The organism is Magnetospira thiophila, assembly GCF_054657015.1.
On record NZ_BAAHXF010000002.1, the window covers coordinates 645,925 to 658,826 of the forward strand.

13 protein-coding genes are annotated in these 12,902 nt (G+C 62.0%); 7 read left to right on the forward strand and 6 right to left on the reverse strand.

What is annotated here, in order from left to right; translation table 11 throughout:
• Positions 1 to 72 precede the first annotated feature (72 nt).
• Genes ACYQ1P_RS12725 through ACYQ1P_RS12745 form a run of 5 tightly spaced genes read left to right on the forward strand, consistent with a single transcriptional unit; the run spans position 73 to position 6,694 of the window.
• Positions 73 to 1,359 carry a polysaccharide deacetylase family protein gene (locus tag ACYQ1P_RS12725; RefSeq protein ID WP_460020719.1) on the forward strand — a complete coding sequence of 429 codons (1,287 nt, stop codon included), beginning with the start codon at positions 73 to 75 and terminating at the stop codon, positions 1,357 to 1,359.
• Positions 1,356 to 2,462, forward strand: a complete 1,107-nt coding sequence (locus tag ACYQ1P_RS12730; RefSeq protein WP_460020720.1) for a DUF4912 domain-containing protein — start codon at positions 1,356 to 1,358, stop codon at positions 2,460 to 2,462. Before ACYQ1P_RS12725 ends, ACYQ1P_RS12730 begins: the two co-directional genes overlap by 4 nt.
• On the forward strand, positions 2,459 to 4,063 hold the full coding sequence (locus ACYQ1P_RS12735; RefSeq protein WP_460020721.1) for a glycoside hydrolase family 57 protein: 1,605 nt from the start codon (positions 2,459 to 2,461) through the stop codon (positions 4,061 to 4,063). Before ACYQ1P_RS12730 ends, ACYQ1P_RS12735 begins: the two co-directional genes overlap by 4 nt.
• 17 nt (positions 4,064 to 4,080) lie before the next feature.
• Positions 4,081 to 5,547, forward strand: coding sequence for a glycogen synthase (locus ACYQ1P_RS12740; protein ID WP_460020722.1), 1,467 nt, complete (start codon positions 4,081 to 4,083; stop codon positions 5,545 to 5,547).
• Positions 5,548 to 5,563: 16 nt separating this feature from the next.
• The gene (locus ACYQ1P_RS12745; RefSeq protein WP_460020723.1) at positions 5,564 to 6,694 is read left to right on the forward strand and encodes a hypothetical protein; all 1,131 of its coding nucleotides are present in this window, start codon (positions 5,564 to 5,566) and stop codon (positions 6,692 to 6,694) included.
• Here ACYQ1P_RS12745 and spbR read toward each other — a convergent pair.
• The 5 genes from spbR to ACYQ1P_RS12770 all read right to left on the reverse strand — a co-directional run bounded on the left by spbR (position 6,678) and on the right by ACYQ1P_RS12770 (position 10,876).
• A complete protein-coding gene (gene spbR, locus ACYQ1P_RS12750) occupies positions 6,678 to 7,829 on the reverse strand; it encodes a SpbR family protein (RefSeq protein ID WP_460020724.1) in 1,152 nt (383 codons plus the stop codon). The genes ACYQ1P_RS12745 and spbR overlap by 17 nt on opposite strands.
• Positions 7,830 to 7,935: 106 nt before the next feature.
• Positions 7,936 to 8,760: a beta-keto acid cleavage family enzyme gene (locus tag ACYQ1P_RS12755; RefSeq protein ID WP_460020725.1), complete on the reverse strand. Its 825-nt coding sequence runs from the start codon at positions 8,758 to 8,760 to the stop codon at positions 7,936 to 7,938.
• A 67-nt stretch (positions 8,761 to 8,827) separates the two neighbouring features.
• Entirely contained in the window at positions 8,828 to 9,610 is a 783-nt protein-coding gene (locus ACYQ1P_RS12760; protein WP_460020726.1) for a metal ABC transporter permease, read from the reverse strand.
• Positions 9,603 to 10,373: a zinc ABC transporter ATP-binding protein ZnuC gene (gene znuC, locus ACYQ1P_RS12765; protein WP_460020727.1), complete on the reverse strand. Its 771-nt coding sequence runs from the start codon at positions 10,371 to 10,373 to the stop codon at positions 9,603 to 9,605. Before znuC ends, ACYQ1P_RS12760 begins: the two co-directional genes overlap by 8 nt.
• Positions 10,349 to 10,876 (reverse strand): transcriptional repressor, encoded by a 528-nt coding sequence (locus tag ACYQ1P_RS12770; RefSeq protein WP_460020728.1) that lies wholly within the window; start codon positions 10,874 to 10,876, stop codon positions 10,349 to 10,351. Before ACYQ1P_RS12770 ends, znuC begins: the two co-directional genes overlap by 25 nt.
• A 246-nt stretch (positions 10,877 to 11,122) precedes the next feature.
• Between ACYQ1P_RS12770 and hisI the strand changes: the two genes are divergently transcribed.
• Both hisI and ACYQ1P_RS12780 read left to right on the forward strand, forming a co-directional pair.
• Positions 11,123 to 11,518 carry a phosphoribosyl-AMP cyclohydrolase gene (gene hisI / locus ACYQ1P_RS12775; protein WP_460020729.1) on the forward strand — a complete coding sequence of 132 codons (396 nt, stop codon included), beginning with the start codon at positions 11,123 to 11,125 and terminating at the stop codon, positions 11,516 to 11,518.
• Positions 11,519 to 11,529: 11 nt separating this feature from the next.
• A complete protein-coding gene (locus ACYQ1P_RS12780; protein WP_460021650.1) occupies positions 11,530 to 12,582 on the forward strand; it encodes a CobW family GTP-binding protein in 1,053 nt (350 codons plus the stop codon).
• Here ACYQ1P_RS12780 and ACYQ1P_RS12785 read toward each other — a convergent pair.
• Positions 12,579 to 12,791 (reverse strand): hypothetical protein, encoded by a 213-nt coding sequence (locus ACYQ1P_RS12785; RefSeq protein ID WP_460020730.1) that lies wholly within the window; start codon positions 12,789 to 12,791, stop codon positions 12,579 to 12,581. The two genes, ACYQ1P_RS12780 and ACYQ1P_RS12785, sit on opposite strands and share 4 nt — an antisense overlap.
• Between the last annotated feature and the right edge of the window lie 111 nt (positions 12,792 to 12,902).

A 12,902-nucleotide genomic window follows, 5' to 3' on the forward strand; every position in this document is an offset into this window, starting at 1 on the left:
ATTGTTCAAGCCATTGGGGAGTCCCCCGTTGCTGGGGCGACGGTAGCGCGTTTTCGGAGGGTTGGCTCGGTTATGTCTCGGCACCGGATTTTGCATGCCCTGGGCCTGCATTTGCATCAGCCGCCGGGTCGTCTGGCGCACCTTCGACACAGCGATCCGGCAACGGCGCGTCATGTGATGGCCGCCTATGATCGTATAGGACGTTTTGCCGCCAAATACGCCGAAGCCAGCACCCTGCATGTGTCCCTGCCCGGTTCCCTGCTGGCCCAGTTGAGCGATCCGCTGTTGATTGCCGCCTACGCCGATCTTTATTCGCTGCCCGATATCCTGGACGGCTGGCGACGGGCGTCCAATATCGAGTGGCTGGGTTGTGGCTATCACCACCCCATTTTTCCGCTGATTCCCACCGACCATTGGCCGGATCACCTGCGCCGTGAACGAGACCTGTTCCAGAAGGTCCTGGGACAGGCACCCAAGGGATTCCGTCCGCCGCTGGGGGCGCTTCGGGAAGACATGATTCCGGTTCTGGTCGCCGCCGGTTATGAGTATGTGGTGCTCGATGCGGCGCATCTGGCCAAGGCCACAGACGGCACGCCGGTCGATCCGTTCAGCCCCGGCCTGCTGCGCTCGGGCAAAAGCAGTCTCGCCGTTTTTGCTACCGATGCCGATCTCTGTGCCCAACAGGCGCACGGGCAATCCCCGTTCCAGTTGGCGGATACCCTGACCGACCGGGCCGTGCATGGGGCACCGCCCCGGCTGGCCACCACATGGTCCGACGGCGCGTCCGACCATTGGTTCCTGCACGAGGGGGACGACAGCGGCTTTTTTGGAGATTTTTACGGTCTCTATGCCGAATATTGCGAAACCGGCGAGTTTCCTGCCCGTTCCATCTTGCTGTCCGAGTTGCTGACCGACCCGGCCCCACGGCAAGAGATGAAACTGTTGCCGCAGACACCTGCCATATTCGAGGCCGGACATCGCCCCCTGCTGGGCCGCCTGCTCGACATCGCCGCCCGCGCCGGATCGTCCAACGCGGCCCGCGACCTGTTGCTGCAAGCCGAAGAAAGCAGCCTGCTGCTGGGCGATGCCTCGGAGGACGCGCAACTCATCGCGTTGCTGGACGAGGCGGAGAAATGCCTGAGTGCGTCCTCTGCGCAATCGGAACCGACCGTAAAACCGGCACAAAAACCCAAGGCGACGCCCAAGCCCAAGCCTAAAGCCAAACCAAAAGCCAAGGCGGCCCCCAAGGCGACCCCCAAAGCAGTGCCCAAGCCTGTGCCCAAGCCTGTGCCCAAGCCCGGGCCGGAGCCCAAGAGCACGCCAAGCCGTTCATCCAAAACGCCGGATAAAGCCAAATGAGCCTCAAAAAAAAATCCAAGGGTGTTCGGCGCTCCAAACCATTGGCTGATCCAGCGGTTACGACCTCGCTGGAGCCCGAAGCCCCCCTGCCGTCGCCCTCACCGCCTACCCCCTTTACCGCCGCCGAATTGCGCCGCATCAGCGAAGAGATCAATCAGAGTTTTCCCGGCCCGATCACCCAGAGCGATGTGACCCTGCTCGATGTGGACCCGCGCCATCTGCATGCCTATTGGAGCATCACCCCCGCCGACCTGGAACGGGCAAAGGCCCAGTTGAAGGACGGCGCGGTCTCCGGCGAATTGGCGTTGCGCCTGTACGATGTGTCCCCGAGCAGCCGCCGCGAGGGTCCGCCATCGCCGCCTTTCGATGTGCAGGTCCAGGGTCTGCGCGGCAACTGCTACGTGGATCTCTGGCAGGATGGGCGGAGCTATCTGGCCGAGTTGGGGCTGCGCGACGCCAGCGGGGACTTTTCCCGGTTGGCCCGGTCGCAGCAGGTGGATCTGCCCAAGGACGGTCCCGCCGCCGAGACGTCATCGGAACAGATCGCCGTGCACTTCCCCACGCCGTCCCTCTCCTTGCCGCCGGAACCTCCGGTCCCCAGCAGCGACTCCGTGTTCACGGTCCTGTATTCGGGCGAGGCGGAGGCCGAGGATGGGCATATGGACGAGCCAGGCCCACCGCCGCCGCCGCCGTCTGAGATCGACGCTTTTCCGGAAATCGAGATTTCTTCGACCTCCCATGCCCTGGATGAGGAAACCCAGGTTCTTTCGGCCATGGGCGGAGATCCGTTCGAGGGTGGTCCGCCGCCCGAGCCCGAAAGCCCGCCGCCCGCTGCCGATGCACCGGCAACGCCCCCCTCCGCGCTGCCGGTCGAGAGCATCCTGACTCAATCCAGCTTTGTCTTGGGCCGCGAGGACGTGACCCTGGAAGTCAATGCCGAGCTGCATATTTTCGGGCGCACCAAACCCGGCCATCGGCTCACCTTGTATGGCAAGGAGGTGCCGGTGCGTCCCGATGGGACGTTCAGCGTGCGCCGCCCGTTGCCGCACGGGGCGGTGGTGCTGCCGTTGCTGGTGACTGAAGAACAAAGGGATGAGGAATGACCACCGCGTCACCCCCGGCCTATGGCTATCTTTGCCTGGCCCTGCATGCCCATCTGCCATATATCCGCCACCCCGAGCACCAGAGCTTCTTCGAGGAGATGTGGCTGTTCGAGGCGATTACCGAGTGCTATGTACCGCTGATCCGCATGTTGCAGCGCCTGGACGCCGACCAGGTGCCGACCCGGCTGACTCTCTCCCTGTCGCCGACCCTGATAACGATGCTACGCGATCCGCTGTTGCAGGAGCGCTACCACGCCCACCTGGACAAAATGTGCCAATTGGCTGATCGGGAGGTGGCCCGCACCGCCGGTGATCCGCACTTCCAACCGCTGGCCCGACTGTATCAGCGCCAATTGGCCGAATGTCTGGAAACCTATGACAACCGCTACCACCAGGACCTGCTTGCCGCCTTTGCCGACTTTCAGGACAAGGGTCTGCTGGAAATCATCACCTGTGCCGCCACCCACGGCTATTTGCCTCTGTTGCGCACCGAGCCGCAGGCGGTGCGGGCGCAATTGCAGGTCGGCCAACAGATGTACGCCAGCACCTTCGGACGCGCCGCGCCGGGGGTCTGGCTGCCGGAATGCGCCTATTACGACGGCCTGGAAACGTTGATCGAAGAGGCCGGATTTGGCTATTTCTTCGTTGATACCCACGGCATCGAACGGGCCAACCCTCGGCCCAATCACGGGGTTCTGGCGCCCATCGCCTGCCCCAACGGCATCGCCGTGTTTGGCCGCGACCCGACCGCCTCGCGCCAGGTCTGGAGCCGGGACGAAGGCTATCCGGGAGATTTCTGGTATCGGGATTTCTATCGCGATATCGGTTTCGATCTGGATATCGACCTGATCCGGCCGTACATGCTCGATGGCCGGACCCGTGTCCATACCGGTTTCAAGTATCATCGCATCACCGGCCCCGACGCCCACAAAGAGGTCTACGACATCGAAAGGGCGCAGGAACGGGTGGCTGCCCATGCCGCGCATTTCGTCAGCGAACGGCGTAACGAGGTGGTGCGTCTCGGCCCCGGCCCCGGTCCGAAGCCGATCATGGTCGCCCCCTATGATGCCGAGTTGTTCGGCCATTGGTGGTTCGAAGGCCCGCAATGGCTGGAAGCGGTCATTCGAAAGCTGGCGGAAAGCCAAGGCCCGGTCGCCCTGGCAACCCCGCGTGACTATCTGGGGGCCAACCCGGTGCTGCAAAAGGCCACCCCCTCGCCTTCCAGTTGGGGCGAGAAAGGGTACAACGATTTCTGGCTCAATCCCGGCAACGACTGGATTTATCCGCATTTGCACGAGGCAGCCCGCACCCTGCGGGATCTGGCGCAGCGCTTTGCCGATGCGGAGGCGCAAACGCTTCCCGCGCGCGCCCTGAAACAGGCCGCCCGGTCGCTGCTGCTGGCGCAGGCCTCGGACTGGGCTTTCATCATGAAATCCGGAACCTCGGTCGAATATGCCCTCGAACGCACGCGCAATCATCTGGCGCGGTTTCATTATTTGGCCACCGCCCTTGATGCAGGCACGATCGACGAACGGCGTCTTCAGGCCCTGGAATTCATGGACGCCATCTTTCCCGACATCGACCCGGCCCTTTTCGCCTGAACACGGAGCTTGCCGCCATGTATATCGTAATGGTCACTTCGGAATGCGCCCCGGTTGCCAAGGTTGGCGGCCTCGGGGACGTGGTGCCGGGTCTGGCCCGGGAACTGGCCATTCGCGGCAATTCGGTGGAAGTCATCCTGCCCATGTACGATTGCATGCGGTACGACAAAATCTGGGGCCTCACCCAGGTGTTTGATGATCTGTATGTGCCGCATTTCGACCGCTGGATTCATTGCACCGTCTTTTTCGGCCTGGTCGACGACATCAAGTGCTTTTTCATCAAACCCCATTCGAGCGAAAATTTCTTTGATCGCGGGACCTTCTACGGGGCACCGGACGACGCCGCGCGCTTCGCCTTCTTCTCCCGCGCCACCCTGGAATTCATGCTCAAATCCAACAAGCACCCGGACATCATCCATTGCCACGACTGGCAGACCGGATTGCTGCCGGTGTTGCTGTTCGAAATCTACAACGGCCTCGGCATGACCCACCCCCGGGTCTGCTATACCCTGCATAATGTGCATCACCAGGGTCAGGTCGGCGAGCAGGTGCTGCGTCAGGTGGGCTTGAATCCGGCTCATCTGATGACCCCGGAGCGGTTGCGCGACCACAGCTACCCGGATGCCATCAACATGATGAAGGGCGGCATTGTCTATGCCAACTTCACGACCACCGTTTCTCCCCGCTACGCCGATGAAATCCGCACCAGCAACCTGGGTCACGGGCTGCAACATACCCTGGGTGTCCACGGGGTCAAATTCGGCGGCGTTTTGAACGGGGTCGATTACAACGTCTGGAATCCGGAGATCGACCCCCATATTCCGGTAAAATATGGCCCCGGCGACATTTCGGGCAAATTTGCCAACAAGGATGCGCTGCGCCACCGGCTGCTGCTCCAGGACAAGTTCAAGCCCATTGTGGCTGTGGTCGCCCGGCTCGATCCGCAAAAAGGCGTCCACCTGATCCGCCATGCCCTGTTCCATACCATCGCCAACGGCGGCCAGTTCGTTCTCCTCGGATCGGGCTCCGATCATGGCATCAACGAGCACTTCTGGGGCTTAAAGCATCACTTTAATGATAACCCGGATGTGCATCTAGAGATTGGATATGATGACGATCTCGCCCATTTGATTTACGCCGGATCGGATATGATCGTCGTGCCCAGCGCCTTTGAGCCCTGTGGCCTGACACAGCTCATCGCCATGAAATACGGCACCGTGCCGGTGGTTCGGGAAACCGGCGGTTTGGCCGACACGGTGTTCGACGCCAACCATGCCGACAAACCCTATGAGCAACGCACCGGATATACCTTCCAGCATTTCGACCATGCGGGTCTGGAAAGCGCGCTCGGTCGCGCCCTCGGGCTATGGCACCAGTTCCCGCGCTATTTCAACCAGTTGCGTCTCAATGGCATGCGGCAGGATTACTCCTGGAACCATCCCGGCACCAACTATGTGAATATCTATAACTGGATCAAGAACTAGCGGATCAGGCACTCCCATGCGCAACGGCATCATCGGCATTATCATCGGCATCGTGCTCGGCATGGTCCTGGGTTCCTCGGTTATTGCGCCGTCCATGGCTCCTCCGCCGCTCGACGTTCCCCCGGCACCGGAAAAACCCCTGGCCGAGGGCGAAACCGCCGTGACGGAAACCCTGAAATCCCCGACCCACCGCTGGAATCTGGCCAGTGCCCTGCCACCCGATCTCCCGCTCTATGGGGCGGCGGTCACCCATCTGGTGGATCATGTGACCAAGATCCTCGACGGCGATCTGGAAATTCGGTTGTACAAACCCGATGCCCTGGTGCCTATAGCCGACAGCCTGCAAGCCGTCGCCTCGGGCACTATCGAGGCGGCCTTCGCCCCCTCCTCCTTCTGGGCCGAACAGTCCCCGACCCTGGGGCTGATCGGCGGTGCCCCATTCGGACCGCCCCCCTGGGAACTGCTCAGTTGGTTTGATCGCGCGGGCGGCAAGAACTTTCATCGGCAGGCTTACAAAAACCTCGGCGTGGTGGCGATGATCTGCGGCCTGGATGGCCCCCGGGGCAGTGGCTGGTTCAGCCGACCTCTGGTTCATGTCAACGATTTCAAGGGCATGAAGATCGGTGCCACCGGCCTGGAAGGGCGGCTGTTCCGTCACCTGGGGGCCGACGTCCGTCCCCTGACCCCGGCGGACATGGTCACCGCCATGAAGCTCAACGTGGTGGATGCGGTGGTCGGCCTCATTCCCAGCGCCGATCAGTCCCTGGGATTGGGCCAACAAGCCCCCTATTCCTATTGGCCGGCCTGGCACCACCAGGGCGGATTTTTGGATCTGGTCATCAATCCCAAGGCCTGGGAGGCGCTGTCGCCACGCCTTCAAGATGCGGTGCGCACCACCTGCGATGCCAATGTCCGGCAGGGGTTGGCCGTTTCCATGGATCAGTTCCAGGCCCTCAAGGCGCAGCAGATGAGCAAGGTTCCCCCTGCCCAATGGCCAAAACCAATCCTCGACGAATTGCAACGGCAGTGGGAAATGGATCGCGAGGAACTGGCCGCCGCCGACAACCTGTTCGCGCAGGCTCAGAAATCCCTGACCAGATTTCGGCGCAATTTCGCCATCTGGCAGGAACTCACGACCTCGCCATAGAAGAGGCCTTTCCTTCGAGCGGCAACTCGCTCATCTTGGTCAACAGGTATTCCAGATCATCGCTTTCAAATTGGACCCCCAAGTCGCCGTACTGGGTCAGCACCCGCTCGATGATCCGCCGGGCATAGCGTTCGCGGTCCCGCTCGCCGCCGTCCAGCATCGTCTGATGCATGGCGGCAACGGCCGCCCGAACGGCCGGATAATAGGTCTCCGGCAGTTTGGCCTTGCGAAAGATTCCCTTGAGTCCGAGGTAGCCCTCATCGTGGATCAGCAACCGGGCATTCTCCAGCGGCACCTGCGCCAGATGCGACATGGCGAATTCGAAAAAACGCAAATCTCCCATACACAAGGCACGCACCAGAATGGAGGGGGTCAGTCGCCCGGTATGCTGCATCTGTGCGACCATGCGGCTCAACTGCTCATCGGAGGACTCCGCGCCGATGCCCAGCACCGCCCGCTCCCGGCTGGCTAGGAATAAATCCGCCGCCATATGGTCCGTCAGATCGTAGCGCTGCGCCAGTTCCATCTGATAATGGGCCGACAGGTGGGTCACCAGACGTTCGATCACCGTGGAGGGAATCTCTTTGCGGGCGACCATGGCCCCCTGCACGGCCTCGCTGTCACCGAATGTCTCGACGACTTTTTGCAGGGATTGCTCGGAAATATTGGCTCCCTGATTGGAGACCAGGGTGGCAACCACGGTTTCGTTGCCCTTGTCCACCAGAGCCCCGGAGACCCCTTCGGACACCCGCTTGCGCTGAGCAATAGCCATTTGTTTTTCGACGCTCTGGCCTTGGATGATCTCGATGAGATCCTCGTCAGAGAAGACCTCCGAGAACTGCAACACCGGCAGCGCCACGGTTTCCACGTCTTCGGCCAAGGCTCGCGCCACATCGAGCGGGATGGCGGGATTTTCCTTCAAACTCTCAGCCAGGGCCTCGCGCACCCGGACTTGGGCATCCTTGACCATGACGCGGAAGATATCCTCCGCAATCTGTCGCTCCTGGGGCGATAAGCTGGCGAGTCCGAATTGCCGGGCGATCTTTTGCGCCGTCGCGGCGCGGGCATCCGGTGAAGGGTCGGTCAGCAGCGCCGCCACATCCTTGCTGCTCAGTATATGCTCCTGATCGCTCACGATCCCGCTGTCTCCCGCACGTTCCAATGTCTTGAAAAAGCCATGCTGTGTCAGACTTGCATATTCAATGCTGAATGACAATATGGGCCGCCGCAGAATTATGCTGCTATAAATGCACGCCAAGCAGGTCCCGCGCCTGGGCCGCCGTCGCGGCATGACGCCCCATCGCCTCAAGGATTTGGCGCACGCTTCGCACTTGGTCCGCGTTGCTGGTGAGTGGCTCGCCCTGAGCGGAGAGGAGATTGTTTTCAAAGCCGACCCGAACATGACCGCCCAGGATCGCCGCCAGACCGGCGCAAGCCGCTTCGGAACGACCGAAGGCACAAATCATCCAGCTTCCTTCATCGCCCCCGGCCATTTCCAGAAACGGCAGCAGGGACGCCGGATCGCTGGGATTGGCATCGCCGTAGCGCCCCAGCACATAAAGCACTGCCGGACGGTTGCCAGAAATGACATGGCGGCGGCGAAGGTCACGAAAGCGCATAACGTCTTCCGGGGAGTACAAAATATACTGGGGTGCAATGCCTTCTTCGTCCAGCCAGCGCAGAAAAGCGCGAACCGATTCCGTCTCGCCATTGGATAAGATCTCTCGGACAGACAAGGAAATTGCTTCCGGTCGCAGGTCGCGCACCACGGACATCTGCGCCGCCGGGCCGTAAATCCCGATCGCCTCGGTGGTGATTTGCACCACCATATCGCCGTTCGTGGCGTCTTTCACCGCCGCCGTGGCCTCCCGATACAGCCCCACGTCCAGCACATGTTTCTGGTCTCGGTCGCGCACATGCAAATGGATCATCGAGGCCCCCGCCGCGTGGCACTCGCGGGCCGTCTGGGCGATTTCCGCCACCGTCACCGGCAGGGCCGGATGATCGGCCTTGGTCCGTCGGCCCCCGTTCGGGGCCACGCAGAGAATGACGGGAGTCTGGATCATGGTTCGAGTCTCCCTTCGAGGGAACGGGGATTTCAATCTGCACCGCTGGACCTCTTAAATCAATGGGTTACCGACGCGGCACTGCGGCGGTCACGGCAAACGCCCCCAACGCCGCCACCACGATGGACGGCCCGGCGGCCACATCCCAGGTGAAGGCGCCCCATAGGCCGACCGCAACGGCAAGACTCCCCAAACCCATGGAAAACAAGGCCATGGTCTCCGGCGTGCGGGCCAGATGGCGGGCCGCCGCCGCCGGAATGATCAGCAGGGAGGTCACCAGCAGCAGCCCCACCACCTTCAGGGCCAGGGCCACGGTCAGGGCGATCAACAGCACGAAAACCAGCCGCAGCCGACGTACCGGCACCCCTTCCACCGCTGCCAGATCCGCGTGCACCGTCAAAGACAGCAGGGGCCGCCAGATCCAGGCCAGGATCAGCAGCACCACCGCCCCGCCGCCCCAGATGATCCACAGATCCAGCATCTCGACGGCCAGAATATCGCCAAACAGGTAGGACATCAGATCCACCCGGGTTCCGGCCAGCAGACCCACCGCCACCAGCCCGAGAGACAGTGCCCCATGGGAGAGGATGCCGAGCAGGGTATCCGAGGCCAGGGACCGATTGCCCTGCATCCAGACCAGCAGCAAGGCGAGCGCGATACAGACCAGCGCCACCCCGAGCCCAGGATCAATCCCCAGGAACAGCCCCAGCACCACGCCCAGCAGCGCCGAATGGGCCAGGGCATCGCCGAAATAGGCCATGCGCCGCCAGACCACAAAGGCCCCCAGCGGCCCGGTCACCAGGGCAACGCCGATTCCAGCCAGCAGCGCGGTCAGATAGAGATCACTCATCGGCGCCCTTCTCCAGCGGCACCACATGTCCTTGCAAATCATGGGCATGGTCATGGTGATGCTGATACAGCGCCATGGACGACGCCACGCTGTCGCCGAACAGCCCCACAAAGCCAGGATCGCGGCTGACGATGGCGGGATGACCGCTGCAACAGACATGGCCGTTCAAACAGACCACATGGTCGGTGGCCGCCATCACCAGATGCAGATCATGGGAAATCATCAGCACGCCGCAGCCGTGATGACGCCGGATATCGGCGATCAGTTGGTATAGCTCCGCCTGCCCATTGACATCGACCCCCTGCACCGGCTCATCGAGCACCAACAGGTCCGGTTCCCGGATCAGCGCCCGGGCCAACAGCACCCGCTGCATTTCGCCGCCGGAGATTCCCTGGATCGGCGAGTCCAGCAAGGCCGTGACGCCGACTTCCTCGGCCAGGGGCAGCAACCGCGTGCGCTCTCGCCGCCGCCGGGGATTGGCCAGATCCAAAAAGCCGTGCACGGTCAGGGGCAGCGTGTCATCCACCTGCACCTTTTGCGGCATATAGCCAATTTTCAGGTGGGGACGACGAACAACGCGGCCGCTGGAGGGCTGGACCAATCCCAGCAACACGCGCACCAGGGTCGTCTTGCCCGCCCCATTGGGGCCGACCAGCGTCACCACCTGACCCGGTTCGACGCTCAGGCAAACCTGATCGAGAACAGCCCGACCCGAAAAAACGACGGAAATGTTTTCGGCTACGACGAGTGCTTTTTGTCGCACGGCAGGCCCTGGTGAAAACGGACACAACGACCGACAATTTCAATGGTGCCTTCCTGGATCTCGAAGCCGACCCGCTCGGCGGCCGAACTGAGCGCCTCATCCAGCAAAACCTCGTCGATTTCCTCCGCCACCCCGCAGTCCTGGCAGAGCAGGAACCGGGTCACATGGGGATTTTCCGGACGATTGCAGGCGATGAACGCATTAAGGCTTTCGAGCTTGTGAATCAGCCCCTGTTCGAGCAGAAAATCCAACGCGCGATAGACCGTCGGCGGGGCCGCGTTGCCCTTTTCCTGCTTCAACTCCTCCAGCAGTTCATAGGCCCCCTTGGGACGCCCGCGATCCTCCCACAAACGCTCCAGAACCCACCGTCGCAACGGTGTCAGGCGCACGCCGCGGTGACTGCATAGAGCTTCCGCCCGCGACACGGCATTCTCAATGGTCCAGGGGTCTTCACTTCTCAAAGCTGGCAGGTCCTTGCCCGAGGCATGGGTGGCATTGGTCACGCGTTCATCTCCCAAACGGGCCATACCGGTTGTGTGGTTGGCGCTCTTATCAGGACGTCCGACCCCTAGGTGACCGCGTGGGATCTACCGGGCTCGAACGTATTATATAACGTCCCGTGATACTGTATGCTTTTGCCGTGAAATACAAGGATAAAGTATCATTTTCAGGACTCCTCCCCATGCCGGTCAGTCTTGACAGTCTCGCTCCCAGGGGCGATGTACTTGCCGAACAGCTTGGAGGCTCCCATGTGCGACGACCTGCTCCCTCTGGAGAACCTGAAATACAATGCCGATGGGCTGATTCCCGCCATCGCGCAACAGCATGACACCGGCGAGGTGCTGATGATGGCCTGGATGAACAAGGCGTCCATCGAGGAGACCCTGCAAACCGGCCATGTGTGCTACTGGTCCCGCTCGCGCAGCAAATTCTGGCGCAAGGGTGAAAGCTCCGGTCAAGTGCAGCATCTGAAGGAAATGCGCTGGGATTGCGATGGCGATACCCTGCTGCTGCTGGTCGATCAGTTGGGGGTCGCCTGCCATACGGGACGCCGCAATTGCTTTTTCCTCGCCTGGCGAGACGGCAAGACCCAGATTATCTCCGATCCGGAAGTCTCCCCCGAAGATCTTTACGGCAAGAGCTGACCCCCTTGACGATGCTCCCCGTCACCCTTCTCACGGGCTTTCTGGGCAGTGGCAAGACCACCTTGCTCAATCGGTTGCTGGCCCGTCCGGAACTGGCGGACAGCGTCGTTCTGATCAACGAATTCGGTGAGGTGGGAATCGATCACCTGTTGGTGCGCCAGATTTCCGAAACTGTGCTGCTGCTCAACTCCGGCTGCCTGTGCTGCACCGTGCGCGGGGATCTGGTGGACAGTTTGCGCGACCTGTTCCTGCAACGGGTCCGCGGCGACATTCCGGAATTCCAGCGCCTGATCATCGAAACCACCGGTCTCGCCGATCCGGCCCCGATTATTCATACCCTGATGACCGATCCGCTGATTGCCGCCCGCTACCGGCTGGACGGCATCGTCACCACCATTGATGCCCGGCATGGGGACGGCCAGTTGGACGATCACCCGGAATCGGTCAAACAGGCCGCCGTTGCCGATCGACTGGTGCTGACCAAGACCGATACGGTGGACAGCGACAGTTTGGCCCGGCTCACCTCCCGTCTGCGTGCCATCAACCCGGCGGCACCGCTATTGACCGCGCGCCATGGTGATTTGGACCCGGCCCAGATTTTCGATTGCGGCCTTTTCAACGCCCGGAGCAAACATCCCGACGTGGCCCGCTGGCTGGCCGAGGAAGCCTATGAAAAGCCCAATCATGAACATGGGCACGAGCCTGGGCGCGAACACGGGCACGGGCACGGGCACGGGCACGCCCATGACCCCAACCGGCACGACGATCACATCCGCTCATTCTGCCTGCGCCTCGACCAGCCGCTGGATTGGGATCGGTTTACCGAGTTCATGGACATATTGCTGTCTTCCCACGGGGAGCGGTTCCTGCGCATCAAGGGGGTACTCAACCTGATCGGCGCACCTTATCCAGTGGCGGTGCATGGGGTGCAGCATATGTTCCACCCGCCCGTCCCCCTGCCCGGCTGGCCCGAGGGCGACAGCCGACAGAGCCGCGTGGTGTTCATCACCCGCGACGTCAGCCCCGATGCCATTCAGCGGACCTGGGACGCGGTCTCGGCTTAAACCGTGATATCGAGGTAAGTGCCGGGGGCGGTACTCAGATCCGCCGGAGCGGCCCCGGACAGACCGGCGTTGACCGCCGGCGCGGGCGACGCCGCCGAAACCTGGGAAATCATCTGGACCACCAGCGCCTCGGACGTCAATTGCTGGCGCAGCATCATCAACGACGTATCGGCGGTCACTTGCGGCAGGGCAATTGCGGGATCAGCCATGGGGCCCTCGCGAGGTTGCTTGTCCCGCAATCCTAACACAGGCAGGCCCTGGCCTCAATGTTCCAGCATTTTGCCGCGCTTCAAATCTCCCCTTGCACGATCCGCGTTTAT